The sequence below is a fragment of the Spirulina subsalsa FACHB-351 genome (assembly GCF_026130165.1).
Classification (GTDB): Bacteria; Cyanobacteriota; Cyanobacteriia; order Cyanobacteriales; family Spirulinaceae; genus Spirulina_A; species Spirulina_A subsalsa_A.
In genome coordinates this window covers 1-25871 of record NZ_JAIHOM010000053.1, presented here as the reverse complement: position 1 = coordinate 25871, position 25871 = coordinate 1, and the positions used below count along the sequence as shown (strand labels likewise).

Sequence of the window (25871 nt, the reverse complement as noted above, 5' to 3'; positions counted from 1 at the left end):
CACCCTAGCATCTTGTATTCCAGAGAACCGATTCCCTTGACTTCTCTTCATGTTCCGTTGCATCTCTTGACATTTATTGCTATTAGTCCCCTTTTACCCATGATCGACCGCTCCTTCGTTCCCTGTTCTAGGCCGCGACGCTGTGTGGTAAAACAGTATGGCTGCGTTCCCTATGCGATCGCCTTAGCCGAACAAAGATCCCACCTAGAGCAACGATTACAAGACCCCAGTCTAGAGGATCTGCTGCTGCTATTAGAACATCCTCCCGTTTACACCCTAGGCACCGGCTCCGATCTGGCCTTTGTCAAATTTGATCCCCAACAAGCTCCCTACGAACTGCACCGCACAGAACGGGGCGGCGAAGTGACCTATCATTGCCCGGGTCAATTAGTGGGCTATCCTATCCTAAACTTACGCCACTATCAGCCCGATTTGCACTGGTATTTACGGCAACTCGAAGCCGTGATTCTGCACGTTTTGGCGGACTATGGTCTGAAAGGCGATCGCATTCCGGGCTTAACCGGAGTCTGGGTCGAAGGCTACAAAGTAGCCGCCATTGGGATTAAAGTCAAGCGCTGGATGACCATGCACGGTTTCGCCCTCAATGTATGTCCCGACCTCCGGGGTTTTGAGCGGATTACCCCCTGTGGCATTACAGATCGACCCGTCGGCAGTCTCAGCCAATTTATCCCCACCCTGACCGTGGAAGCCGTCCGCCCAAAAATTATTAGCGCTTTTGCTCATGTCTTTGGGGTAGAAATGGTAGAAAATCTAAAATAATGAGCGATCGATTTCCCTATCTCATCGCAGTGAGGTGGGGAAAATTTATTGACATGACGAGAATATACATTAACCCCCCCGAACATATACAGGCCTTAGTCATAATGAAATAGTATTGCTTCGATTGGTCAGAGTTACTGTGGTGGGAGAGGTTATTGGATTATCCTTTCCCGCTTCTTTTTGGTTATTCTCCAGAGAGCAAAAGCGAGGGTTAATCAACAGAAACGTTAAAAATGTTTTCACTTTCCTGACGTTGTGAAGAACAGTCGTTACTCTGGGGGAAGGTTTCCCCATTGGTTGAGGTAGACCTTGGTTTTCACCCCCTTAAGTTATGCTATACAGTCTCAGTCACCTGCCTTACTGGATTATCCTCGGCGTTGGGATTGCCTTATTTCTCTTTGTCATTGCATCCGGTGGTGGAGACGATGAGCTAGATTTAGACGGGGATATTGATGCAGGCAATGGCATCCTAGAAGCCGATGCAGACCCCGATGTAGAAAGTAGTGGGGAATTTAGTGCCGCTCAAGTTTTAGGTTGGTTAGGGGTGGGGAAAGCCCCGTTAATCTTGCTACTGGCTACGAATTTAAGCCTCTGGGGGGTGACAGGATGGGTGGTGAATACCGTGGTGGGTTCGATCACCGGGGAGATTCCTGTCACCTTTTGGGGCTGGGGAGGGGTGATTTTCAGCACCTCCCTGATCTTCAGTTTTTATCTGGGGAGTTGGATTGCTCGTCCCATTGGTTTACTGTTTGCCCCCTTTGGAGAAGATGCCAGTGGCGATCGCCTAATTGGTTGTATTGGCACCGTCACCTCTAAAACCATCCCCCCCCTTACAGAGGGCAAAATTGGTCAAGTCGATGTTTCCGATCCCAACCATAACCTCGTCACCATTAGCGCCACCCTCCCCGACTGGGCAACCTTTGCACCGCAACGGGGACAAAAAGTAATTGTCGTGGATCGTCGTCCCCATAGTTATCAAGTGATTGCTAAAGATAGCTCCGATCAAGATCGTTGGCTTGCTAATCACCCAGAGATTCAAGATTCTTAACCCAATTTACCAATAAATTCTATGAAACTTTGGCTCAATTTACTCCAATCTTTACCTACCCTCGAAGATGAACATAATCAAATTTTCGAGCAAGTTGCTGTTCAAGAAAGCGAGCCAATTATTATGGCTCAAGCTCAACCAAACTCTCCGATACAAGCCCAAACCCCTAGCGATTTTAATACGGGGTTATTTGTCCCAGCAGGCACGGTTCTATTTATTTTTGTCCTGTTAGTGGTCGCTCTATGGTCCTATAAACTGGTTTACAATATTACCCCCAATAACGAGGCCTTTGTTCGTACGGGGGGCTTATTTACCAAACAGAAAAAGGTAATTATTAACGGTGGTTGTGTGGTTTTACCCGGTTTCCATGAACTCACCCGGGTTCCCTTACGGGAGATTAATATTGACGTAGAACGAACCGGTCCCCTTGCTGTGCGGACTCAGGATTATTTGCGGGCGAATATGCGCGTAACCTTTTATGTTTGTATTAATGCCGATGAAGACGATGTGAGTATTGCGGCCGCTCGTTTGTCGAAAAAAGGAATTATTTCTGAGGCTGATATTAAAGAGGCCCTGGAAAAACGGGCAGATGATGCCATTCGTGCGGCGGCTAAACGGAAGAGTTTAGCGGAAATTGACTCAGATAAGTTAGGGTTTGCGGATGAAGTGTTGAACTTAATTCAACAGGACTTAAAGAAAGTTGGCTTAACCTTAAATAACATCGCGATTTCCGAGATTGAGGAAAGCGATACCTACGACGAAAACAACTTTTTTGATGCCCAAGGGGTGCGGCTGAGAACTGAAACCATCCAGCGTTCGATTCAACAAAAACGGGAAGTAGAATTAACGACTCGTGTCACCATTGAAGAACAGGAACTGGATGCCGAGCGGAAGTCTTTAACCATTGCCAAAAATAAGGAAGCCGCCAAGATTAATCAACATGAAGAAATCGAGTCTTTGCGCTTAACCCAAAACCAGAAACTAGAGGCTTTAAAAGCTCAACGGGAGCGGGAAATTCAAGAGGCTAAAGACCAAGAATTGGCGAAAATTGAGCGGAATAAAATCCTACAAAATCAAGCGGTGGAAGAGGAGGAAATCCAGAAACAACTGACGATTCAACAGAGCCAAATCTCAGCGAGTATTGCTCTAGAAGAACAGAACAAAAAGCTAAAAGTTGCCCAAGCGATTCAAAAACAAGAGGCTGAGGTGGCGGAAATTACTCGTCAACAGGCCGTAGATGCTTCTCGCTTACGGGCGAAAATTGAGGTCGCGATGGCGGAACAGGAATCCAGTGTGGCGCAACAGGAAACGGCGATCGCCATTGCCACCAAGGAAAAAGAACGGTTCCTTGCCGATGCCGAACGCGCCGAAGCAGAATCGGCGGTGCGTACCGCCCAAGCGGTGGAACAGGCGGAACGGGAACGTCGCCTGTCTATGATTGAAGCGGAAAAAGAAGCCCAGAAGAAACAAATCGCCGATCAGAATGTGGTGGAAATTGATGTGTTCCGTCGTCGTCGTCAAGCGGAAATTGCCCGGCAAGCGGCGGAACTTGAAGCGGAGTCTATTCGGACATTAGCGGAGGCCAATCGCTTTAAGGCGATCGCAGAAGCCGAAGGGAAACGCGCTCTGATTGAAGCTGAAAACGCCCTCAGCGATGCGAACCGTACCGCAGAATTGATTAAAGCCCTCTTCCCCGACGTGGCGGATCATTTACCCGAACTCGCCAAAGCCCTCGCCCCGCAGCCCGGAGTCCTAGGGGATGCCCGGATTTTCGCCTTCCCCAACAGCAACGGCAACGGCAACGGTAACATGGGAGATATTAGTAAACTTCTGCTGTCTACCAGTGGTTTGTCCCTCGTCAACACCCTGTTAGATGAAGGGAAGTTAGGGAATCTCTTAGGCCAAGTCAAACAGGTTTTAAGTAGTCCCAACGAAAACGGGAATCCTCCCGCCCCCTCTCCCCCCAAAACCCAGCCCCCCCTTGCTCCTGAGCCACCAGAATCTACCGTCGGTTAATCGAGATTAACTTGATTTTGGAGTTGAGACTAACCCCAGCTAGGCCTTCATTCTTTTAGGAGTGCCTTTAACCCCTGTTGAAAACCCGGTTTCTGACCTCAAGCTTGAAACCGGGTTTCTTTCCCTTTTTATTTTGAATGTCGGGGTGAAGACCCCCGTTACACGAATGTTAACGGTGGGAGTAGTCAATGTTCTAAAATCCAATCAACGGCGTGATTTAAGTCTTCGGCAATGTAATCGGGTTTAGCATGGTGTTGATAGCTGCCTTCTAATACCTCTTTCCCGTAACCTGTTTGAACTAAAATCCCTTTAGCTCCACAATTGCGGGCTAGGTCTACGTCGGTGGCTTTATCCCCTACCATAAAACTGTGCTTAATGTCAAGATCATGTTCCCAAGCCGCCGCGACTAACATTCCGGTGTTGGGCTTGCGCCAGGTACTCCAACGGGTGAATTCTGGGTTTTTCCCTCCGGCTGGCGGACTAAGATAGGGGCAATAGTACAAAGCATCTAGTTTAGCTCCGGCTTCTTGGGCGAGGAGGTCAACGAGACGCTGGTGTAGGGCTTCAACGTGGGAGAGGGGGTAGTATCCCCGGGCGGGGCCGGCTTGATTGGATACCATACAACAAAAGAATCCCCGGTCATTGAGACGGCGCACAGATTGGGCGATGCCGGGGATGAGAACTAAGTCCTCGACGTGATGGATATAGCCTTTTTCGACGTTGAGAACGCCGTCACGATCTAGGAATACTGCGGTTTTAGCCACGCCAAATTTGTTCGAGTACGGTGACAGGAGCAATATCACCAATCGCCTTGGAGGGGGATTGGATGGGAATACAGGTTTCGCTGTTGGGGGGAACTAATTTCTTGGCATCAGTGGGGCCAAAGAGGGCGATAGTATAGGTTCCAACGGCGATCGCCAAGTGCATGGGGGCGCTGTCTGTACAGAGCATTAAGTTCGCCCCAGCAATAAAGGCGGCTAGCTTACCAATATCGGGGGGAGAGACGACTTTTAAGTTGGGGGCTTTGGCTAGGAGTTCACCCACCAAGGCACTATCTTCCGGGCCTTTGATCACCACAATGGGAACATCGGGCTGTTTGGTTTGGAGATCGGCAATAATGGCTGACCAATTTTGGGGCGGGTAGATTTTATCAATGCCTTTGGTGACAGCGAGTTGACTCGATCCGCCATGAATGAGAATGTAGCCTGTATCCCGGATGCCCATACGGTCTTGTGTGGCTTCGGCCCAGTCAATATCTGACTTGGGAACGGTAATAGTGGGGGTGGGGCAAGGGGTTTGAATGCCTAGACCCAGCAGGAGATCATGGTACATTTCGGCGGCATACTGTTCGGTTTTGAGGGGGACAGTAGCGGTGAGTAAACAAGACTTTGGCGACTCATAGCCCACTCGGGTGGTAATGCCGTTTAACCATAGCAGTAGACCAACGGCCCAACGCTGTCCGAGGGTGAGGGCTATATCATATTCGCGATCGCGGATCATCCCTAACAAATTGAGATAATCAGCCAAGCCATTACGATCTTTATAGTCAAAGACTAATACATCACTCACGGAGGGACAGACTCGGTAGGCCCCTTTAGACCGAGGTTCTACCAGTACGTCGATCTGGGCTTGGGGGTAGGTTTGCTTCAGTGTCGCTAGGGTCGGGAAAAAGAGAATCTGATCGCCAATTCCGCCAGGGACAAGGGCTAGTATGCGCATCTCAACTCTGGGTAATTAGGGTGTTTTTCGGGGTTAAATTTAAGGATAGGGTTATTCATCACGAGGATTCCTAACTCCTGCCCCTTATTCTACTGTACAGATTGTCTGTTTCCTAGGGAAAGCTTCGCTCAGGGTGATATCTGGTGTTGTGGTGGTTGATCCCCCTGCTCAAACCGGGATTTCATGCCACTAGGATCGGTTCTGGTTCCGAAAGGCGATCGCCCTTCAAGGTTTTGGGAGTGGCTAATTCTTCTAGGGCCTGTTGTAAGTCGGCTGTGAGTTGACGAGAGGCTTGTTTCGGGCTGTATTTTTGATAATCCAGGGTGTTCAAGGGTTGACCAATCGCGATTTTAACCTGACAGCCCCGTGGAGCGGATAAGTCAGAATAGGAAATATCTATGGGGATCACTTGAACCTCTGGAGCTTGTGCGGTCAGTTTAGACTGAGCTTGTAGGGCAATAGTCGCCACCCCTCGTTTCAGGGGTTCTACATGGCGTTGACGGAAAATATTGCCTTCGGGGAAAATCACCAGCATTTCCTGTTCACAGAGTAACTCGACACTGTGCTGAATGGTTTCGAGACGTAACTGGAGGGGATTGACCGGAAACCCTCCTAAACGGCTAATGAGCCAGCCTTGGAGTCCCTTCATCTCGTTAATGGACACCATAAAGCGCATATTCCGCCCGGTGACGGGGCGACCTGTAGCATAGGCCACCATAATGGCATCCCAGCGAGAGCGATGAGTCGGTGCTAGTAAAACCGGACCGGTGCGGGGTAGGTTTTCTTGTCCGGTGATGTGGATTTGGTCGAAGTGGGCGGGTAACACGAGGGATTGACCCAAGGTATAAGCCAGCCGAGATAACCAAGGCGAAACCCGAGAATGGGAAACGGCGGTTTTAGTCCGTGGATGGGGGAAGGGGACGGGGAGAGGAGTGAGGACGTGCATCATATCAACCTGTTTGGGGGTATTCTTCACTACACTTTCAGCATAAGAAGCCCAACAGGGTTTTACGCTCTAGAGCGGGCCAGTTATTCTATTGTCACGGGTGCATCAATGATTCTTGATTCATTCTCCTAGCTGCCCAATCCTGAGATCAACCTGTTTGGGGGTATTCTTCACGACACTTTCAGGACAAGAAGCCCAACAGGGTTTTACGCTCTAGAGCGGGCCAGTTATTCTATTGTCACGGGTGGAATCCTTGATTCTTGATCAATGCTCCTAGCGCCGCAATCCTCTGAATCTGTTGTCGCCTAATGCTACATTGAAGAATTGCGGAAGTAACTCATGATTGACGAAGAATGCCGTTCTCCTCCCTAATTCGCCACTTAATGCGATCGCCGCTTACCCAAGAACTGATCGCTAAACTCCAGGATAGACAACACCTTCAGTTCACAGGTGTTCCTCGACTGCCGAAAGGGGTGGTCGCTTCTACCTTAGCCCGTCGTTTGGGGCGCAATCTGTTAGTGATTTGTGCCTCCTTAGAAGAAGCTGGGCGCTGGACAGCCCAAATGGAAATGATGGGCTGGGATACGGTGGACTTTTACCCCACTTCAGAAGCATCCCCCTATGATCCCTTTGACCCGGAATCGGAAATGATCTGGGGCCAGATGCAGGTTCTCTCTCACCTGACTGGAGAACCCCGCCAGAACCTGGCCATTATCACCACAGAACGGGCCCTACAGCCCCATTTACCCCCCCCAGAGGTCTATCGGGACTATTGCCTGTCTTTGCGGGTGGGGAATGTATTTGGGAGTAAATTACTAGATCGTCAACTGGCGAAACTGGGTTATGAACGGGTGGGTTTGGTGGAGACGGAGGGACAATGGAGCCGTCGGGGGGATTTGGTGGATATTTTCCCGGTTTCGGCAGAATTGCCTGTGCGGTTGGAATGGTTGGGGGATGAAATTGAGACGCTGCGGGAGTTTGACCCCTCTACTCAACGCTCCTTAGATGCCATTCCGGAGTTAATGCTCACCCCGACGAGTTTTTCCGGTGCGATCGCCCAATCTCTCCCCCATCCCGAGGAACTCTTCTCCCCCGAAGAGTTAGAGCAATTCCAAGGGGGAAATTATCCCGAGGGGATGCGGCGCTTTTTAGGTTTGGCCTTTGAGCATCCGGCCTCCCTGTTGGACTATTTAGCCCCAGAAACCTTGATTGCGCTCGATGAGGTGGAACAGTGTCGTTTACGGTGCGATCGCTGGGTGGAACACGCCCAGGAGCAATGGCAAATCACCCAAGGTCAATTCCCCCTGCCTTTCGTCAAACTTCATCACCCCTTCACCGACTCCCTCCAACGGATTCAAGACCAATATCAATCCCTACAATTATCGACTCTGATTGAAGACAATCCCCAAGTCCCTTTTCCTAGCATTAATTTATCCAGCCGTCCCCTACCCACCAGTCCCCATCAATTCGCGAAACTCGCGGAAATTCTACGGGGCAAACGGGATATATACCATGGAATGAACCTGAAAGAATACGCCACCTGGCTCATTTCCGCTCAACCCTCTCGCTCCGTTTCTCTTTTACAAGAACACGATTGTCCGGCGCAGTTTGTCCCCAATATTCGGGATTATCCCGCCATTGAACGGTTAGTTATTCAAAAAACTGCCGTGGCTTTGAAATATTCCGGTTTAGCAGAACTAGAGGGCTTTATTCTTCCGACCTTTCGGGTCGTAGTGGTCACAGACCGGGAATTTTTTGGACAACATACTTTAGCGAGTCCCACCTATATCCGTAAACGTCGCCGCGCTGCCTCCAAAAAGGTAGATCCCAACAAGCTTAGTCCGGGGGACTATGTGATCCATAAAAGCCACGGCATCGGTAAATTTTTAAAGTTAGAACGGTTGGGAGATCGGGAATATTTAGCCCTGCAATATGCTGACGGAATTTTAAGAGTTCCGGCGGATAGTTTTGATAGTTTGTCCCGCTTCCAACCTGCGGGAAAAGCGCGCCCTGATTTAGATAAAATGACGGGCAAAGTTTGGAAAAAGAATAAAGATAAAATCCGCAAACTGGTTAAAAAGCTGGCGGTAGATTTGTTGGCTTTATATGCCAAACGATCTAAACAAACGGGTTTTGCTTATCCCCCAGATACCCCCTGGCAACAGGAACTAGAGGATTCTTTCCCCTACCAAGCGACTCCCGACCAACTCAAAGCGGTACAGGATGTAAAACAGGATTTAGAACAAGATCGTCCGATGGATCGGTTGGTTTGTGGAGATGTGGGGTTTGGGAAAACAGAAGTCGCGGTGAGAGCCATTTTTAAAGTGGTGACGACGGCTCATAAACAGGTGGCTTTTCTCGCCCCAACTACGATTTTAACTCAACAACATTATCATACTCTCAAAGAACGATTCGCGCCCTATCCTGTTCAGGTGGGGTTATTAAATCGGTTTCGCACTGCTTCCGAACGGCGAGAGATTTTGAAACGCTTGGAAACGGGAGAATTAGATATTGTGGTAGGCACTCATCAACTCTTGAGTAAGTCGGTAAAATTTAAGGATTTAGGGCTATTAGTGATTGATGAAGAACAGCGTTTTGGGGTGAATCAAAAGGAGAAAATTAAAGCCCTAAAAACCCAAGTTGATGTATTAACCCTCAGCGCTACACCTATCCCCCGCACTCTCTATATGGCCATGTCTGGTATTCGGGAAATGAGCCTGATTACGACTCCTCCCCCCTCCCGTCGCCCCATTAAAACCCATCTCTCCCCCTACAATTCTGAAGTGATTCGCACGGCCATCCGTAATGAATTAGATCGGGGGGGACAGGTGTTCTATGTTGTGCCTCGGGTAGAAGGGATTGAGGGGGTAGCGGCCCAACTACAAGAAATGTTACCCGGAATTCGGATTGCGATCGCCCATGGTCAATGTTCCGAGGCCGAATTAGAGTCCACCATGCTGACCTTTAGCAACGGAGACGCAGATTTATTAGTTTGTACCACCATTATTGAGTCCGGCCTCGATATTCCCCGGGTGAATACCATTATTGTGGAAGATTCCCAACGGTTTGGTCTCGCCCAACTGTACCAACTGCGGGGCCGGGTAGGACGAGCGGGGATTCAAGCCCATGCTTGGCTGTTGTATCCTCAAAAGGGTAGTCTGTCCGAAGCTGCCTTAGAACGGTTGCGCGCCCTACAAGAGTTTACCCAATTAGGCTCTGGTTATGAATTGGCCAGTCGAGATATGGAAATTCGCGGGGTGGGGAATATCCTAGGGGCTGAACAGTCAGGACAAATGACAACCATTGGGTTTGACCTGTATATGGAAATGCTACAGGAAGCCATTCGGGAAATTCAAGGTCAAGCCATTCCCACCGTCGAGGAAACCAATGTTGACTTGAAACTGACGGCCTTTATCCCCGGCGATTATATCCCCGACTTAGAACAGAAAATGGCCGCCTATCGGGCTGTGGCTACCGCCCATTCTAAACGGGAATTAGACTGTTTGCTGGAGGATTGGCGCGATCGCTACGGAGAAATCCCCTCCCCGGCCTTACAATTGATTAAAATAGTACACCTCAAACAATTAGCGAAATCCCTCGGTTTCTCCCGCATTAAACCCGACGGCAATCAGCACATTGTCCTCGAAACCCCCATGGAAGAACCCGCTTGGCGACTGTTGCAGGAAAACCTCCCCCAACACCTCCGTTCCCGTTTCGTCTTCTCCCCCAAAAAAGTCACCGTGCGCGGTTTAGGAGTCCTCAAACCCCAAAAACAACTAGAAAACCTCATCGAGTGGCTAGAGAAAATGCAGGGCGCACTCCCCGACTCCCTGCCAGAATGAAGAAAATGCCCAACCTGCGTTAAGATTCACTAGATGAAGCTTGCTACATCAATCTGCTCGTTGGGAACAGGGAACAGGGAGGAGGGGGAGTAGTGAATAGCAAAAACTTTTGCCTATTACCTATTACCTATTACCTATTACCTCTTGCCTGACCCCACGAGCAGAGTTATTCAACAAGCCCTAAATATCCCTTAAAACATCTACTATGGAATGGACTGCTGAAGCTGAAACCAAACTGAAAGAAATCCCTTTTTTTGTCCGTCCTGCTGCCCGAAAAAAGATAGAAAAATTTGCCCAAGAAGCCGGACAAACTCAGATTACTGTTGAGGTTTACGAACAAGCTAAAGCCAAATTTGGCTAATTCTAAATCGTCCCCTCAAACCCCATTTGATGACCCTCTATGAATCAATCTAAAATTCAGAGACTCTGGAATTATGTCCGCCCCTATTGGCGCTCTGTCGTGTTTGGCGTAATTGCCCTCTTAGTGGTGAATTTAATCGGGGTTTATATCCCCCTCTTAATTCGCGATAGTATTGACACATTAAGCGGTTCTTTAACCTTTGCCCAAATCTCTAAATATGTCTTTTTAATCTTTATTTATGCCTCCATTATGTGGGTGATTCGGATGGTGTCCCGTATTATCTTATTTGGGGTCGGTCGTCAAGTGGAATATGACTTAAAACAGCGACTTTTTCAACATATTTTAAGATTAGAACCCGCCTATTTCGCCACTAATAGCATCGGGGATTTAATGAGTCGTGCTACCAGTGATGTGGACAATATTCGCCGCTTACTGGGGTTTGCTGTCTTGAGTATTGCCAACGCCCTATTTACCTATGCCTTAACCCTGCCTGTGATGTTGGCGATTAATATAAGGTTGAGTTTGGCGGCTTTGGCGGTTTATCCCTTTATGTTGGTTTTGGTGCAGTTATTTAGCGACAAATTGCGAGAAGATCAGCGAGAAGTGCAAGAAAATTTGTCCGACTTAAGCCAACTGATTCAAGAGGATATGAGTGGAATTTCGCTCATTAAAATTTACGCCCAAGAAGCTAACGAAACGGTCGGATTTCAACAAAAAAATGCCAAGTTATTAAAAGCCAACTTAAGCCTCGCCCGCACCCGAAATTTACTCTTTCCCATCATTGAGGGGCTGGTTTATATTTCCCTGTTAATTTTGCTCTGGTTAGGTTCGGGTGCCATTGCCCAAGGCATCCTAACCGTTGGGGATTTTTTAGCCCTGATTCTCTATGTAGAACGCCTTGTGTTCCCCACAGCCCTCCTCGGTTTTACCATTACTACCTACCAACGGGGAGAGGTAAGTATTGATCGGGTGGAGTCGGTTTTATTAGCACAACCTGCCATTAGAAATCCTGATGAAGCGATTACTTTACCCCCGGAATTAGTCCAAGGGAAAATTGAAATTAAAGACTTAACCTTTACCTATCCGGGGACGAAAAAACCCGCCCTCAAAGACATTTCCTGCACGATTGAACCGGGGGAAACGATTGCCATTGTGGGTTCTATTGGATGTGGTAAGTCTACCTTAGCGAATGCTATTCCCCGCTTACTGGATATTGAACCCGGTCATATTTTCTTGGATGGTCACGATGTCACACAATTGAGACTCAATGACTTACGAGAAGCGATCGCCTACGTTCCCCAAGATAGTTTCCTCTTTAGTACCCAAATCCGCAACAATATCCGCTATGGCCAACCCCTCGCAGAACAGCCAGAAGTCGAAGATGCCGCCCAACAAGCCCAAATTCACCCGGAAATCCTCAACTTCCCCAGCCAATATGACACCCTCGTAGGAGAGCGAGGAATCACCCTCTCCGGTGGTCAACGACAACGCGCCTCCCTCGCCCGAGCGCTCATGATTGATGCACCTGTATTAATTCTCGATGATGCCCTATCCAGTGTTGATAATAAAACCGCCACTGATATTCTGGATTTTCTCTCCCAAGGCACGGCACGGCAAACGGTGATTTTTATTTCCCACCAACTCTCAGCCGCCGCCACAGCCGACCGAATTTTTGTCATGGATCAGGGGCAAATTGTGCAGAAGGGCAGCCATCAGGAGTTAGTGGAACAAGTTGGCCCCTATAAACACCTCTGGCAACAGCAACAACTGGAAAAAGTTCTAGAGTAGGAGGTGGTGCGATGCAAGCCAAACGGCAAGAGCAACTGTCTCCGACTGATGCTAAAGCCATTTCAGCCAAATCTGGTATCGGAGTTTAACAGAATTAGTGGAGCAAGACCCCCTTAGACTTGTACAATAATGTTGTACAAGTTATCGAGCAAAAATGATGTTAAGCAAAGAAACCACTTATTCTCAAGCGAGAAGTAATTTAGCCACTATTTTGGATCAAGTGTGTGATGAGTGTCAGATTGTGGTCATTAAGCGCCGCAATGGGAAAAATGTAGCGTTAATTGCCGAAGATGAGCTAGAGAGTTTATTAGAATGTGTCTATTTACTGCGATCACCCGAAAATGCGAAACGTTTATTTCGTGCTTTAGAATGGTCAGAAAATAGCACCGCCACTCCTCAAACGGTAGCTGAATTAAAAGAGGAGTTAGGGATTGAGTCCTAAAAAGAAAAAACAAACCAATAAAATCCCTAATAATCAGATTTCAGCTTATTTTCCTGTATTTAGTCCCGATTTTAAAGCGGATTTAGCTTGGTGGTATCGCACTGAACCCAAAAAAGGAGATAAAATCCTAGATTTAGTCGCAGATATCCTTAATGGTGAACCGTTTACCGGGCTAGGAAAACCTGAACCACTAAAATATATTACCGCCGATACTTGGTCAAGACGCATTGATTTAGAGCATCGTTTAGTTTACAAAGTAACAGGAAATAAGGTGTATTTTTTACCAGCACGTTATCATTATGAATCCGATTAAATGGCTACTCATACCAGTTGCTTCAAGGTTTGGGGGGCAAGTTTCCAATTTAGGCTAATTTCTAGCATCGTTTTTGAGTTGTTTTCCAGTTTTTCAGCAAGCCCCAATTCCCAATGAAATACACCCCCAAACTTCAAGAATGGATGCAGCGCGCTAACGTGACCAGTTTTCGTCAGTTAAGCCTCAAAGCTGGGGTTTCCCTTTGGTCAGTGCAACAATTGCGACGGGGTAATGTTGCCCAAATGCGCCTAGAAACCCTCTCTAAACTAGCTGCCGCCTTACAAGTCTCCCCCCCGGATCTCTGGGTGGCTTTTGCTGGGGAAGAGGAGGTCAAGGCCACTCAGGGCGCAAGGGTTGCACCCCCACTGTCCAGCGAGGAATGGGAAACCCATAGTCTACAACTCCTAGAAAGTTGGCTGCTGCAATGGTACACCGCCGTGGCTGCCGTGGAGAAAAACCCCGATCTCCCCGCCAGTCGTTTGGTGCCGTTGGTGAGGCCTGTTGAGGAATTGATCCAAAGTTGGGGGGTGGAGGCGATCGCACCAGTGGGGGCAGAAGTCCCCTATGATCCCCAGTGGCACGAGGTTATGAGCGGTGTTGTTGCCCCCGGTGATCCCGTGCGCGTCCGTTATATTGGTTATCGTCACCGGGGAAAATTACTCCACCGCGCTAGGGTGAGTCCCTTGTAACCATTCATCCTCAACAGACTGCTATGATGAGGCAAATCATAAGGGATTTTGATCCATGAACACTACTCAAGCTCTAGTCGGAATCATTATGGGCAGTGATTCTGACTTACCCACCCTCGAAGCCGCGATCGCCATTTGTAAACAATTTGCCATTCCCCACGAAGTGGCCATTGTTTCCGCCCATCGCACCCCCGAACGCATGGTACACTACGCCAAAACCGCCCACACCCGTGGCCTAAAAGTCATTATCGCCGGAGCAGGAGGAGCCGCCCATTTACCCGGAATGGTCGCCTCCTTAACTCCCCTCCCCGTGATTGGCGTACCCGTCCCCACTCGTTACCTCCAAGGAGTCGATTCCCTCTACTCCATCGTTCAAATGCCCCGAGGCATTCCTGTTGCCACAGTAGCCATCGGCAATGCTCAAAATGCCGGATTATTAGCCGTACAAATTTTAGCCGCACACCAACCCGAATTATTAGAAAAAGTGCAACAATATCGTCAAGACCTGAGCCAATCCGTTCTAGATAAACAGACCAATTTAGACCAAATGGGTTCTCAAAACTACCTCAAAACCTTTGGATCGAATTAGTCTGAACATGGACATTGTTTTTTAGGGGTGCGGCTTATGTCCTATTTTTTAGTCTGCCTTCCCGATACCCGACAAGAACGAAGTTTTCCCCTTCAGGACGGCTCCAATATTATCGGGCGTTCTCCCAACAATCACATCGCCATTAAACATAACAGCTTATCCCGTCGTCATGCCGAAATTATCGTAGGACAAAAGGGAGTAGTTTTACGAGACTTAAATAGTCTCAATGGGACGTTTGTTAATGAGCAACAAATCCATCAAGAACAACTTGTGCAACCGGGGGATATGATTGTTTGTGGTATGGTTATCTTTAAACTAATCTACAAAGGAGTTTCCCCCTTTGCCACTAACCCTGACCCCCAAGAACAGGGAATCGATACCCAAGGAATCCCCATTGTCCGCCAACTTTCACCCCGTCAAACTCGCATTGAAATCCAAGATATTTTAGATTCCAGTTCCCCCAGACAAACGGGATCAGCCTTAAAAATTCGCGAACAAAATGAAGCCCAACGCGCCTTAGATAAACTCAAAATTCTCTTAGAAGTGAGTAAAGAATTATCCTCCCCCGAAGACCCCGATAAATTATTAGAAAAAATCCTAGACTTATTATTAAAAATCATGAACGTGGATCGGGCTGCCATTTTAATGGTTAACGAAACCACAAGACAATTAGAACAAAAAGCCATCCGCTCCCGTTCGGGAATATCTATTAGCTACCAGTTTTATAGTACCCAAATCACCAACTATGTTCTAAAACACGGGGATGCCATCCTCACAGATGAAGCCCGCAAAGATCAACGCTTTGAGGGGTCAGACTCCATTTTAATACAAGCTATTCGTTCCTCCATGTGTGCGCCCTTACAACCTAAGGAGGAGGTGTTAGGGGTGCTATATGTAGACAATTTATCTTGTTCTAAAGCCTACACCGAAGAAGACTTAGAGTTTTTGACCGCTTTGGCGAGTCAGGCCGCGATCGCCATTGAAAACGCCCGTCTCACCAACAAAATGCAAAGCGAAGCCATTTGGCGCGATAAATTAGAACGCTTTTTCCCCACAGCCGTCAGTCGCAAATTACGCGAAGAAGGCCATTTAGACATTATTGACACAGAAGTAACCGCACTCTTTGCCGATATTAGCGACTTTACTAAAATGTCCTCAACCATGCAGCCTCGGGAAGTCATTGAAATGTTAAACGACTATTTCAACGTCATGGTCGAAGAAATTGTTTTCGCCTACGAAGGTACCTTAGAAAAATATATTGGTGATGCCTTATTAGCCATTTGGGGCGCCCCTTACCCCCAAGAAAACGACGCACAACAAGCCGTTCAAGCCGCCATTGATATGCAGTGGGCTGTCCGTCGTTTAAACCGAGAATGGAAGAAGCGCAACCGTCAACCCATTGCCATTCATATTGGCTTAAATACAGGCAAAGTTGCCGCCGGAAATATTGGCTCTCGCAAACTCATTCAGTATGCTGCGATTGGCGATACAACTAACGTCACCAGTCGCATTTGTAACGTCGCCAGAGCGGGAGAAATTCTCCTCTCTCAAAGTACAATGGACCAACTCCAACCCGGACTTTTTGCCTTAGAAAAATTGCGTCCTGTACGAGTCAAAGGCAAAACCGAACCCTTACAACTCTATCGCCTTGATTGGCGACAAACCCCCGTAGATCAAACCATTGTTCATGATGCTCGGTTTAGCCAATAGCATTCAGTCAAGGACATTAAAACCTTATCTTTTTTTAACCACCAGCAACGTAATATCATCAAAAACCTTTTGTTGACCAATATGATCGTAAACATCCTCAATAATCTTTGACTTAATTTCTTCACTCGATTGATGCCAATAACGAGAGACTAAAGCACAAAGTCTTTCAATCCCATAATGCTCTTGCTCCAGATTTTCCGCCTCCGTAATCCCATCCGTATATAAAACAATCCCATCCCCCGGTTCTAACTCCACAAAATGATGATTGATAAACTCCCTAATATCATCATGTAACCCAATGGGAAACCCTAAATCAATCGTATCAATTCGTTCTACCTTCCCCCCTTTTCTCACCACAATCGTTTCTTCATGTTGACCACTAATACTAATTTTACCGTTGGCATAATTAAGAATAGCTAAAGTAATGTTTTTGTCCGACTGCATCCGCTCAATATTATTATAAATTGCCCGATTTAACGTATCTAAAAATCGAACCGGGTTTTGCTCTTTAATCTCCTGTAAAGTTCTAACAGCCGTTTGAGTCATTACCATTAAAATACCACTTTCTAAACCATGACCTGTCACATCCCCAATGGCAATAGTAATGACTCCATCTGAACACAAAACATCATAATAATCTCCTCCCACTTCATCGGCAGGCTGCATAAATCCGGCAATATCTAAATCCTTAATACTCTCTAATTCTTCTGGTTTAGGTAAAATCAATTGCTGCATTCGTTTTAGCAAATCTAACTCTGCCGCCATTCTCATATTATCTTTTGTTAGCTGCTCTTTGAGCAAGGTTTCTCGTCTTAAGTTCTCCAGCGACTTCAAAAGCTTTTTATTCTTTCTCTCCAATTCCTGCATTAATTCATAACGACTTTTTTCCGCGAGAATCCTTCTCGCTTGCTCTAAAAGTCCATCGTGGGGAAGTCCAGTCTTGAGGAAAACAACACATTGCACCTGAAAAACCCTGCGCTTGGATGTGGGATAATTCACCTCATCAAAAAAAATGTGCAAAAAAGCCGCCTCGGGTAGGGGATGTTGCCCAACAAATGTTAAACAAAATGCCAGACGATGGGCTTTGTGAAATAGAGTAATATTGACGGTAGACTTAACAGAAGTTTGGTCTAGTAATCGACAGACTTGGGAAGTTGCACTCGCAATTTTACCCGGCAGAATCGGATCTTCAGTGAATAACTTTAAAACCTGAAGTACCTTTTTTCGGATGGCATAAATTGAATCGGAATGGGTTAAAGTAATGCTACCGAGACGGATCATTTTTTATACCGTAAAACAAGGCAAGTCGCATCATCATACACTTTCTCAAACTGACGTACAATATTGCGGGCTAAGGCTTGAGGACTTTCATATAACAATTGAGGATAATCATTCACTTCAAAACGATCTTTCACTCCATCGGTGTACATCAACAGAATATCAGTTGGCGTTAAATATAATTTCTGCTCAACGGGGGTTCGCATTCGACTCCCTACAATTCCATCCGCAGAATAAAGACGTTTTGACTGCTTACCGACTAAGCGAATGACAGTATTTCCCACCCCAGAATAGGATAACTCTCCTGTTTGCACATTGAGGAGGCCTAAACCTACAGCAGCACCTAATGTTCCTTTACAATGTTCATGCAGATTTAAGAGGGTTTTCCGTACATCAAATGTCCAGTTTTCATGTAAAAACTTTTGCATGAGTGCTGAAACCTGATGGGCCTCTTTCCCATGACCTAAAGCATCGATAATCCCCAAGAAGATAATACCATCTTTTTCATCAATCAGTGCCTGATCTCCGCTCACTCGTTCGCCAAAGCAGGGACGACCAAAGATGGAATAGTCTACAAGACTTAAAGCACTGGCTTGATTGTCATTTTCCATAATTTTTGAGCAAAGTAGTTATCTCATATGACTATAGAATAATTATATCTTACTGACAGTCCATCAAAGCCATTTTCGGATAATAACCTTTGTTCCCTGATTGACAATGGACGTAATTTCAAATTCATCCATCATGCGTTTGACTCCCGGTAATCCTAAACCGAGTGTTCCCGATGAACTGAAATAATCTTCCATAGCTTGGTCAACATTTGGAATACCGGGGCCTGTATCCTGACAAATAATCTCGATGCCGGAACGTCTTCTCTCATTTAAGGGAGTAATAATAATTTTGCCTTTTTGTGCGTATTTAATAATATTGCGAGCGAGTTCAGAAACGGCTGTAGCAATCATTTGGGCGCGACCATGATCAAATCCTAGGCTTTGAGCCATCCTTTGGCTCTCAAAAATTGACCGAGTAATATCAGCTTCCCGATGAATCACAATCCAGATTGATTTTGGATAGTCCATAATTTTAGTGCTGTAACCCATTGAGTCTCAGGTTATACTTACCCTGATAATTTTAGCGTAACCATGTTATAAAAATTCTTCTTTTTTTTCTATAATGTCAGGCAAAAGCTCGATTTCTGTGGGTTGAACTTGTAACCATTTTTGTTGTAATTGTTCCATAAGTTCAAAGGCATTGTCTAGGGTTAGTGTGGCGTGAATTTGCTCAAAGTCTACGCTAAAATTAACGAGAGCAGACACGACTCCGGGTTGAAATCCACACAAAATAGTTTTAGCACCCATTAAAGAAGCCATCGCTATAGTAGAGGTGAGAGCCTGAAATTCGATCATATCCATGACTTCCACACCTGATAAATCTAATATAAGACCGTGAGCCTTAGTTTGATAAAGATAGGTGAGTAAGTCTTGCCGAAATTGGTACAACACGGTATCGGTTAAATCAATTTGAATGGAGGCGATAACACAATTTTGGGCAAATTGTAGGGGGATGCGTTGAATTTCGGAACTTTTGCTCATAACTTCGCCGATGAGTTGGGGATTTTATTGGATTATCGCTCAACTTTATGAATTTGGAGGTTCAGGGAACGGAAGGAGTCATTGAGTGCGTCCATCATGTTAGCGGTTGTTTTAATGGTTCCGACATCAATTCCTAGTTCGATCATGGTTTGAGCAATGGCGGGAGAAATGCCAGAAATGGTCGATTCACACCCCATTAAACGAGTGGCTTTGGTAATTTTAATCAGGTGATTAGCTACGGCTGTATCAACAACGGCTACGCCACTGATATCAAGGATAAAAATTCGAGATTGGGTGCGATTAATGGCGGATAAAACGGCGTTCATGATGTCTTGAGCGCGTTTTGAGTCTACAATACCCACGACGGGCAAAAGCAGGATATTTTCCCAAATTTGGGTGACGGGGGTAGACATTTCCATGAGGGAGCGACTTTGGGCTGTAATTGTCTCGTTGGACATGATGGTGTAGACTTCACAGACAATTCCCGTGTCGAGATGGAGGAGTTTACTGACGGCATCAATGGTGCGGACTTGTTCTTTTAGTTTCAAGTTTCTTTGCGCCATGATTTTAGAAAAAAGGTCATGGAAAATGCTCATTCCTGCGAAAAAGATGGTCATGGAAAGTCCTATTCTGGCGTGAGTTTCTCCAATTTTGCGCCGGGATTCTACATAGTTATCATCAAGTTGGGCTTCAATAAATTGTTCCCAGTAAATATGCTGCATTTTTTGCGCATGATGGAGCGCTCTGCTGTCGGCAAAAAATTGTTCATATTCGGGTTGAGTCATGAGCCATTCATACCAGGTGTGAACCATGTGATCCATTTGGGGCAACATGAATTCTCCTAGTCCTCGGATATATTGAATATCCTCTTCTGAGATTTTATAAAGTGTTTGTAGGGTGGCTGCATTCCTCATGTCTCCAGCGTCGCTGGTGTAAAAGTTGCTCATCATGATAAGTGCCTCAATGGTCTGTTAGTTTCTCTATAATATACGGCTTTTTTGAAATTCCCCGCTCTAAAGATACGGCGTTTTTAGGGAGGTATACACCTGATAAGAATCCCCCACCTAAATAAGCGGGGGATTCTAACTTGATCGGTTTTTGGGGTAATGTCGGTTTACCCTCCCGAGGCGGTTTGAGTTTCCTGGGCTTTGAGGTCTAATAATTCCGGCACGGTGACGAATTCATAACCCTGTTCCCGGAGTTTGGTGATAATGGTGGGTAGGGCGACAATGGTGGGACGGCGATCGCCTCCTCCGTCATGAAGGAGGACAATTGCGCCGGGTTTAGCTTGACTGAGGACGTTTTCAATAATGCGCGGTGCGGGGGCATAGTAGTCTTTGGAGTCTACGGACCACATGACGACTGTTTGCCCTTGTTTGGCGGCATAGGCGGCTAAACCGTTGTTTAAAAAGCCCCCCGGTGGACGAAAGAGACGACTTTTCACGCCTCCGGTGGCTTGCTCAATCCACTGGGTGGTATTGTCAATTTGCCCGGCTGCTTGACCTTCGCTATGTTGATGGTAAGGGTGACTCCAGGTGTGATTGCCTAAAGCATGACCATGTAAATACATTTGTTTCGTGCGTTCCGGGAAGTTGCGCACGTTGCGCCCTATGACGAAAAAGGTGGCTTTAACGTGATGGTGTTTGAGGATATAGAGGATTTCGTTGGTGAATTCGGGCCAAGGTCCATCATCAAAGGTTAACGCAATGACTTTACGCCCAGTGTTGAGGGGAACTTGACTTACGGTTTTGCCCTGAAACTGTTGAGGAATCAAACCATTGAGGGCTTTTGATATCTCAACGCTCTGTTGATGGAGGGCTTGACTGGCTACGGTATTGAGTTGTTCTAGACCTGTGCCTAGGAGAATGGGTGAAACCAGCGTTTGACTCATTAATTGCTGATGAGCCGCAAAACCCACAGGCAGAATAGCTCCTAATACGGTAATTAGGACTCCAAGAACAAAGGCGAGTTTAATTCTCGCTGAAATGACGTTTTTCTTTCGCTTAGACCGTTTACGGGTTGCGACTTGTTGCTTAGACAGATCCGCCTCCTCACGCCTCAAAAATGTGACATAAATTGCAATAGACAAAATCAGCCCTTCAGAGGATAGTGATCCGTCTGAGGACTTAACCCTGACAAGCTGTTCTGAAAACTGCTGAAAACTGCTTAAATCTTACTGCTTTTTTTAGCAGTTCTGTTCCTATCTTATCCGGAATATTACCAAATGTTTTTAGGGAATCGGGAGGCGGAAATGGGTGATTTCCCGGGATCAGTGCCTAGCCAGTGATCCCCGCTACAACGGATTTTTGATAGAGTTGAACAATTTGTTCAATGACGGTTTCTATGGTTAATCCATCGGTGACAATTTCGATGGCATCGGGGGATTTACGGAGGGGGGAGGTTTTGCGGGTGCTGTCGAGGCGATCGCGCTCGGCAATTTGAAGTTCTAATTCCTCTAGATTGCCGCCGGGGATCCCCTGTTCTTGCAGGTCTTGCAGACGGCGACGGGCCCGTTCTTGTACGGAGGCGGTGAGGAATATCTTGAGTTCGGCATCAGGGAATACACGGGTGCCAATATCTCGTCCTTCGGCGACGATGCCCCCTTTGCGCCCCCAGCGTTGTTGCTGGGCGACTAACTGCTGACGCACGGCCCGGACTTGGGAGACGAGGGACACCTGGGCGGTTACTCTGGGGGTGCGGATGGCTTGGGTGATATCTTCGCCGTTGATTAAAACCCGTTGGTTGTTGTCTTCGGGGGAGTTGATAAATTGAACTTGGCTATGGGCGGTTAATTCTGCGATCGCCGCTTCATCTTCGAGGTTGATCCCAGCCTCTAGCACTTGCCAAGTTAAGGCGCGATACATGGCTCCGGTATCTAAGTAAAGCAGGCCGAGGCGTTGCGCCACTCCTTTGGTGACGGTGGATTTTCCGGCTCCGGCGGGCCCGTCAATGGCGATAATGGGCTGACGCTGACGCAGCACGATATTATCAATTAATCGGGTTTGACCGAGATAGGCGGCGATCGCTAATAACCCCTCATCTTCCACTTCCCCGAGGGGGGCGAGGGTCTGGGGATCGACTAATTGGGCATACTGTACTGATAAGGCGGGTTCTTTGGCGAGTTCTCGATTGACCATTTCTAACAGGCGATCGCCATTGCGTTCTCCGGCGTTAAAGGCCTGTTTAGCCCGTTGTAAACTGCGGGACAAGGCCACGGCTTGCTCCTTTTGTTGGGGCGTTAAATACTGATTGCGAGAACTATAGGCTAAACCGGATTCTTCCCGCACGGTTGGACAAGCTCGAATTTCCACAGCTAAACTTAAATCTTTGACTAAATTTTGAATAATGGCTATTTGTTGCGCGTCTTTTTCGCCAAAATAGGCGCGGTCGGGTTGCACCACATTAAGCAATTTTACAACAATGGTGGCCACTCCCTGAAAATGACCAGGCCGATAGGTTGCACAGAGTCCGGTGACAAGGGAAGGGGGGGGTTGGACCAGGGTGGTTTGTTCGAGGAGGGGTGTGGCTTTGCCGTTGTTTTTTCCCGAAGGCGCGATCGCCAAATCTTCTGGACTCGGCGCAAACACCACATCCACCCCCAACTCCTCGCAGAGTTCACAATCCCGCTCCAACTCGCGAGGGTACTGTTGAAAATCCTCCTGTGGACCAAACTGAAGGGGATTGACAAAAATGCTCACGATTACCACTTCATTTTCCCGTCGAGCCTGTTCAATTAAGCGGCTATGGCCTCGATGTAATGACCCCATCGTAGGCACTAAACCCACCCCTTGCTGATGCCAAATCGGAGCTAAATAGGTTCGTAAGCCCGCCACTGTTTTAAACAGACGCATTTTCACCCCCTTTCTCTTCCAGTTAGATTTTACCGAACTTCCCCAGATCCGTCACACAAAACCGAGCATTCAAGGTCTAACCCTCAATGCTCATCCCAATGTTAAAATTCCAAGTGTTCATATAGTGTAGCAAGAAGATTGTCTTTTGCAAGAAAACAGGGAAAAAACACCGAAAATAGAGAAAATACCCCCTAATTCTAGTCCTTTCCACCAAGATGACCGCCAATGACTCGCCTAACAAACTTACAAAAACTGTATGATATTGATGATTTGCAATGGTTAGAAGAAACAATTTTCTTGTTAAAGAAGCAACAATTTAATCAACTAGACTTAGAGCATTTAATTGAGGAATTAGAGGATTTGGGTAAAGATAAGAAAAACGCAGCCGCTAGTCTTTTAGAACAAATTATTCGCCATCTTCTGTTATTACAATACTGGCAAGCTGAAGCCCCCTATAATCAAATCCATTGGCAGGGAGAAATCTATACCTTTCGCACTCAACTCAAGCGCAAATTAACCACTAATCTCCGTCAATATTTAGCCTCAGAACGAGACTCTATTTATCAAGATGCCCTCGGTTTTGTCCAGATTAAAACCCAAAACTCCCTAAACTTCCCCCCAGAATGCCCCTACAGTCTAGAGCAACTTCTTGATGTTCAATGGTTGCCCCAGCAAAAAGACTAGGATATTCATTGTTCCGTTTTCGGGAGAAAAGGTTAGAATAACAGGTACTCCCTCAAAGCACCCTCTTCCTATTGGTCAGGAGCATTAAAGTGATCTGTGGACTTAGGGGTTAGTAACTGAGTCTTGCAATCTCAAAGGTTCTCAAGAGCGGAGTCCGAGATTAGCCTCTCTACACCCCCACAGGAGCGCCCTCGCAAGTGGGGATAGCTTCATTAGGTCACAGCTATTAGGTCACAGAGACAGTGAGAACAACATGAGTAGGTTTGGCAAGTCAATTTACTGGGAACTTGTATCACCGTTAACCGTAGAAGATATTCAAGCGCAACGGTGGGGAATCCTAAAGCGCCTACAAAAAGTCTCCGATGATGTGGATTTACAAATACTGGACATTCAAGGAGGACTCGCTCAACCCACGATTGTCCATTTTGAAGGTTCTCCCCAAGGGTATCAACGCATCCGTACTCTGGTGAAAACCATGCAACTCACGGACTTAGTAGGAGTGATGGTCAAAGAAGTGCGGGAAAGACAGCAAAATCAACACAATATCGCCGAAACCAGCCAACTTTCTCAAGTCCAGCCCAGGGGGCCGGGAGCAGGCTGGAGAACTGTAGCGATTGATACCATTGACCTAGAAGAACTCCAACGGGAGATTTACGATCACCTCAACGACTGTGTACAGAAACAGGATCCTACAGAAGTTTTAGAACGGTTTCATTGTTTATTTATTGATAGTGGTGAGTATTCTGACTTAAAGATTAGAGCCACGTTAGAGAAAATTGTTAATGCAAAGTCAGCCGAAAATGAGTATCATTTTTTCCTAAATCACTGCTGTTATTTACTGATTGATTATTGGCAATTAGACAGCAAACAACGCCATGCTATTCCGGAACTCATTGCTCTCTTTCAAGAAATTCCGCCGCCCGGAATGAGGCAAACTCGCTCTGTGCGACGGTTACGGCAACTCGCAGAAATGTTTGTTGAAACTCACCAGTATAAAATGCTCCAACGGTTGGCGCGGGTCATTTGTCCGGTGAAGGATAGTGAAGATCCCAATCGTCAATTAGTGAAGGTTTTACTGTACCGCTATACCTATTTATTCCGCCACTATTTATTAGATGATGAGAGTACCTATGAGCAACAGCAAACCATTAAGTTAATTCAATCTCGTCTACAACATCGTTTTGAGTTTCGTTTAAATCGCTTTGTCACCTATCAAGTGACCTTAGCCGAAATTGCTAAAGCCCGGCAACTCTCCCAAGGGGCGGGGCGGATTCTACGACGGGAGAAGAATCCAACGTTTTTGAGCGATCGCGAATTAGCCATTGCTTTACGTCTCTTTTTTGGCAAAGTACAGGGGAACTATACCTATCAGCAGTTAGCCGAACGTTTTAGTAGTCATATCCCCGAAATCTCTTCCTATGAAGAGTTTAAGGATAAATTACTCGCCTATTTAGTCTCAAATTTAGATTCAGATTTTGCCTTCCATCAGTTGAATCCCCAACTCAAAAAATGCCTTAATGAAACATTAACTCATTACAACCACCAAAAAATGAGTAACTCCTTGATTTTACGAACTTGTACCAAGTTACTGAGTTTTTTGCTAGTGGAAAATGCCCAGAGTGTTAATCATTATCTTTTCATGGATTTAGTCACCCATTTAGGAGCAGCTTCGACCATTGGGTTACTGTTAAAAGTTGTCTTACTTTGTCCTCCAGTTTTAGGGGAGTTAGAAAAGCGGTTGGCGATTCTGTTTAATCATTATGAGGAATTTCCCCAGTCAGATGTAGTCTGGTTTATTAAAGTGCTAGAAACCTTCCGCGTTGCCCATAGTATTCAATTTGGGGCGGCGGATTTATCGCCTTTGTATAAGTTAGTCAAGCGTTGATTTACACCAACTGCCCTAAACGCCGGAATTCTTCGGCAATTTCCGCCACTAATGCCCGATTGTGGGGATCTGTGCGCAGGGCTTTTTTCAGGTAGATTTTGCCTTTGGCGGGTTGACCTTGACGAATCAGTTGTCGTCCCCAAGCTTGATACGCGATCGCCTGCCATTGTCTCACCTCCGCATCTTGGGGTAAACGGAGGGCTAATCCTTCCACTAAAGCGATCGCCCGAGCAAAACGCCGCTTTTTTAACAAATCCTGTAAACGCTGATAAGCCTCCCCCTTGAGTTTCTGCTCTGAGGGGGAGAGCGGGGAAACCGGAGGAGGAGGGGGGGGAGGA

The 25871-nt window shown here is 46.7% G+C and carries 23 protein-coding genes and 1 pseudogene; 13 read left to right on the top strand and 11 right to left on the bottom strand.

The features are described 5' to 3' along the window. Positions 1–99 precede the first annotated feature (99 nt). The 3 genes from lipB (at position 100) to K4A83_RS12140 (ending at position 3844) form a co-directional block, all read left to right on the top strand. Positions 100–780, top strand: a complete 681-nt coding sequence (lipB, locus tag K4A83_RS12150; RefSeq protein ID WP_265264833.1) for a lipoyl(octanoyl) transferase LipB — start codon at positions 100–102, stop codon at positions 778–780. Between the two features lie 331 nt (positions 781–1111). After that, on the top strand, positions 1112–1828 hold the full coding sequence (locus K4A83_RS12145) for a YqiJ family protein (RefSeq protein ID WP_265264832.1): 717 nt from the start codon (positions 1112–1114) through the stop codon (positions 1826–1828). 21 nt (positions 1829–1849) lie between these two features. Beyond that, a complete protein-coding gene (locus K4A83_RS12140) occupies positions 1850–3844 on the top strand; it encodes an SPFH domain-containing protein (RefSeq protein ID WP_265264831.1) in 1995 nt (664 codons plus the stop codon). Positions 3845–4029: 185 nt separating this feature from the next. On the opposite strand, the gene K4A83_RS12135 is transcribed toward K4A83_RS12140, so the two are convergent. From K4A83_RS12135 to K4A83_RS12125, 3 genes are all read right to left on the bottom strand, one after another. Beyond that, entirely contained in the window at positions 4030–4608 is a 579-nt protein-coding gene (locus K4A83_RS12135; RefSeq protein ID WP_265264830.1) for a D-glycero-alpha-D-manno-heptose-1,7-bisphosphate 7-phosphatase, read from the bottom strand. Then, positions 4601–5563 (bottom strand): glycosyltransferase family 9 protein, encoded by a 963-nt coding sequence (locus tag K4A83_RS12130; RefSeq protein ID WP_265264828.1) that lies wholly within the window; start codon positions 5561–5563, stop codon positions 4601–4603. The genes K4A83_RS12135 and K4A83_RS12130 overlap by 8 nt, the downstream gene beginning before the upstream one ends. A gap of 181 nt (positions 5564–5744) precedes the next feature. Next, positions 5745–6539, bottom strand: a complete 795-nt coding sequence (locus K4A83_RS12125) for a lysophospholipid acyltransferase family protein (protein ID WP_265264827.1) — start codon at positions 6537–6539, stop codon at positions 5745–5747. 323 nt (positions 6540–6862) lie between these two features. Here K4A83_RS12125 and mfd point away from each other — a divergent pair, with 323 nt between their 5' ends. The 8 genes from mfd to K4A83_RS12085 all read left to right on the top strand — a co-directional run bounded on the left by mfd (position 6863) and on the right by K4A83_RS12085 (position 16243). After that, positions 6863–10351 carry a transcription-repair coupling factor gene (mfd, locus tag K4A83_RS12120; protein WP_265264826.1) on the top strand — a complete coding sequence of 1163 codons (3489 nt, stop codon included), beginning with the start codon at positions 6863–6865 and terminating at the stop codon, positions 10349–10351. Between the two features lie 205 nt (positions 10352–10556). Next, positions 10557–10712 carry a PCP reductase family protein gene (locus tag K4A83_RS12115; RefSeq protein WP_265264825.1) on the top strand — a complete coding sequence of 52 codons (156 nt, stop codon included), beginning with the start codon at positions 10557–10559 and terminating at the stop codon, positions 10710–10712. Positions 10713–10751: 39 nt separating this feature from the next. Further along, a complete protein-coding gene (locus K4A83_RS12110; RefSeq protein WP_265264824.1) occupies positions 10752–12500 on the top strand; it encodes an ABC transporter ATP-binding protein in 1749 nt (582 codons plus the stop codon). A 157-nt stretch (positions 12501–12657) separates the two neighbouring features. Beyond that, on the top strand, positions 12658–12942 hold the full coding sequence (locus tag K4A83_RS12105) for a type II toxin-antitoxin system Phd/YefM family antitoxin (RefSeq protein WP_407810011.1): 285 nt from the start codon (positions 12658–12660) through the stop codon (positions 12940–12942). Then, on the top strand, positions 12932–13255 hold the full coding sequence (locus K4A83_RS12100; protein WP_265264822.1) for a Txe/YoeB family addiction module toxin: 324 nt from the start codon (positions 12932–12934) through the stop codon (positions 13253–13255). The genes K4A83_RS12105 and K4A83_RS12100 overlap by 11 nt, the downstream gene beginning before the upstream one ends. Positions 13256–13368: 113 nt before the next feature. Further along, the gene (locus K4A83_RS12095; protein WP_265264821.1) at positions 13369–13944 is read left to right on the top strand and encodes a helix-turn-helix domain-containing protein; all 576 of its coding nucleotides are present in this window, start codon (positions 13369–13371) and stop codon (positions 13942–13944) included. A gap of 55 nt (positions 13945–13999) precedes the next feature. Beyond that, the gene (purE, locus tag K4A83_RS12090) at positions 14000–14533 is read left to right on the top strand and encodes a 5-(carboxyamino)imidazole ribonucleotide mutase (RefSeq protein ID WP_265264820.1); all 534 of its coding nucleotides are present in this window, start codon (positions 14000–14002) and stop codon (positions 14531–14533) included. A gap of 36 nt (positions 14534–14569) precedes the next feature. Next, entirely contained in the window at positions 14570–16243 is a 1674-nt protein-coding gene (locus K4A83_RS12085; RefSeq protein WP_265264819.1) for an adenylate/guanylate cyclase domain-containing protein, read from the top strand. A gap of 24 nt (positions 16244–16267) precedes the next feature. On the opposite strand, the gene K4A83_RS12080 is transcribed toward K4A83_RS12085, so the two are convergent. From K4A83_RS12080 to K4A83_RS12050, 7 genes are all read right to left on the bottom strand, one after another. Next, a complete protein-coding gene (locus K4A83_RS12080; protein WP_265264818.1) occupies positions 16268–17524 on the bottom strand; it encodes a PP2C family protein-serine/threonine phosphatase in 1257 nt (418 codons plus the stop codon). Then, positions 17521–18132 (bottom strand): SpoIIE family protein phosphatase, encoded by a 612-nt coding sequence (locus tag K4A83_RS12075; protein WP_265264817.1) that lies wholly within the window; start codon positions 18130–18132, stop codon positions 17521–17523. The genes K4A83_RS12080 and K4A83_RS12075 overlap by 4 nt, the downstream gene beginning before the upstream one ends. Positions 18133–18195: 63 nt before the next feature. After that, positions 18196–18600 carry an anti-sigma regulatory factor gene (locus K4A83_RS12070; RefSeq protein ID WP_265264816.1) on the bottom strand — a complete coding sequence of 135 codons (405 nt, stop codon included), beginning with the start codon at positions 18598–18600 and terminating at the stop codon, positions 18196–18198. Between the two features lie 66 nt (positions 18601–18666). Further along, complete coding sequence (locus K4A83_RS12065; protein WP_265264815.1) at positions 18667–19113, bottom strand: STAS domain-containing protein; 447 nt, start codon at positions 19111–19113, stop codon at positions 18667–18669. A 32-nt stretch (positions 19114–19145) separates the two neighbouring features. Continuing rightward, positions 19146–20063 (bottom strand): protoglobin domain-containing protein, encoded by a 918-nt coding sequence (locus K4A83_RS12060; RefSeq protein ID WP_265264814.1) that lies wholly within the window; start codon positions 20061–20063, stop codon positions 19146–19148. 164 nt (positions 20064–20227) lie between these two features. Beyond that, entirely contained in the window at positions 20228–21202 is a 975-nt protein-coding gene (locus tag K4A83_RS12055; RefSeq protein ID WP_265264813.1) for a polysaccharide deacetylase family protein, read from the bottom strand. A gap of 187 nt (positions 21203–21389) precedes the next feature. Next, the gene (locus tag K4A83_RS12050) at positions 21390–22964 is read right to left on the bottom strand and encodes a bifunctional pantoate--beta-alanine ligase/(d)CMP kinase (protein ID WP_265264812.1); all 1575 of its coding nucleotides are present in this window, start codon (positions 22962–22964) and stop codon (positions 21390–21392) included. A gap of 225 nt (positions 22965–23189) precedes the next feature. Between K4A83_RS12050 and K4A83_RS12045 the strand changes: the two genes are divergently transcribed. Together K4A83_RS12045 and K4A83_RS12040 are read left to right on the top strand one after the other, a co-directional pair. Beyond that, the gene (locus tag K4A83_RS12045; RefSeq protein ID WP_265264811.1) at positions 23190–23648 is read left to right on the top strand and encodes a DUF29 domain-containing protein; all 459 of its coding nucleotides are present in this window, start codon (positions 23190–23192) and stop codon (positions 23646–23648) included. A gap of 253 nt (positions 23649–23901) precedes the next feature. Continuing rightward, positions 23902–25533, top strand: coding sequence for a hypothetical protein (locus K4A83_RS12040; RefSeq protein WP_265264809.1), 1632 nt, complete (start codon positions 23902–23904; stop codon positions 25531–25533). A gap of 1 nt (position 25534) precedes the next feature. On the opposite strand, the pseudogene K4A83_RS12035 reads toward K4A83_RS12040, so the two are convergent. Further along, positions 25535–25871: pseudogene (locus tag K4A83_RS12035) on the bottom strand (molecular chaperone DnaJ); the annotation flags it as partial.

Excerpts from the sequence above, each read along its gene's own strand:
- lipB (WP_265264833.1), top strand. The coding sequence starts at position 100 with ATGATCGACCGCTCCTTCGTTCCCTGTTCTAGGCCGCGACGCTGTGTG.
- K4A83_RS12145 (WP_265264832.1), top strand. The coding sequence starts at position 1,112 with ATGCTATACAGTCTCAGTCACCTGCCTTACTGGATTATCCTCGGCGTT.
- K4A83_RS12140 (WP_265264831.1), top strand. The coding sequence starts at position 1,850 with ATGAAACTTTGGCTCAATTTACTCCAATCTTTACCTACCCTCGAAGAT.
- K4A83_RS12130 (WP_265264828.1), bottom strand. The coding sequence starts at position 5,563 with ATGCGCATACTAGCCCTTGTCCCTGGCGGAATTGGCGATCAGATTCTC.
- mfd (WP_265264826.1), top strand. The coding sequence starts at position 6,863 with ATGCCGTTCTCCTCCCTAATTCGCCACTTAATGCGATCGCCGCTTACC.
- K4A83_RS12115 (WP_265264825.1), top strand. The coding sequence starts at position 10,557 with ATGGAATGGACTGCTGAAGCTGAAACCAAACTGAAAGAAATCCCTTTT.
- K4A83_RS12110 (WP_265264824.1), top strand. The coding sequence starts at position 10,752 with ATGAATCAATCTAAAATTCAGAGACTCTGGAATTATGTCCGCCCCTAT.
- K4A83_RS12105 (WP_407810011.1), top strand. The coding sequence starts at position 12,658 with ATGTTAAGCAAAGAAACCACTTATTCTCAAGCGAGAAGTAATTTAGCC.
- K4A83_RS12095 (WP_265264821.1), top strand. The coding sequence starts at position 13,369 with ATGAAATACACCCCCAAACTTCAAGAATGGATGCAGCGCGCTAACGTG.
- purE (WP_265264820.1), top strand. The coding sequence starts at position 14,000 with ATGAACACTACTCAAGCTCTAGTCGGAATCATTATGGGCAGTGATTCT.
- K4A83_RS12085 (WP_265264819.1), top strand. The coding sequence starts at position 14,570 with ATGTCCTATTTTTTAGTCTGCCTTCCCGATACCCGACAAGAACGAAGT.
- K4A83_RS12080 (WP_265264818.1), bottom strand. The coding sequence starts at position 17,524 with ATGATCCGTCTCGGTAGCATTACTTTAACCCATTCCGATTCAATTTAT.
- K4A83_RS12075 (WP_265264817.1), bottom strand. The coding sequence starts at position 18,132 with ATGGAAAATGACAATCAAGCCAGTGCTTTAAGTCTTGTAGACTATTCC.
- K4A83_RS12070 (WP_265264816.1), bottom strand. The coding sequence starts at position 18,600 with ATGGACTATCCAAAATCAATCTGGATTGTGATTCATCGGGAAGCTGAT.
- K4A83_RS12065 (WP_265264815.1), bottom strand. The coding sequence starts at position 19,113 with ATGAGCAAAAGTTCCGAAATTCAACGCATCCCCCTACAATTTGCCCAA.
- K4A83_RS12060 (WP_265264814.1), bottom strand. The coding sequence starts at position 20,063 with ATGATGAGCAACTTTTACACCAGCGACGCTGGAGACATGAGGAATGCA.
- K4A83_RS12050 (WP_265264812.1), bottom strand. The coding sequence starts at position 22,964 with ATGCGTCTGTTTAAAACAGTGGCGGGCTTACGAACCTATTTAGCTCCG.
- K4A83_RS12045 (WP_265264811.1), top strand. The coding sequence starts at position 23,190 with ATGACTCGCCTAACAAACTTACAAAAACTGTATGATATTGATGATTTG.
- K4A83_RS12040 (WP_265264809.1), top strand. The coding sequence starts at position 23,902 with ATGAGTAGGTTTGGCAAGTCAATTTACTGGGAACTTGTATCACCGTTA.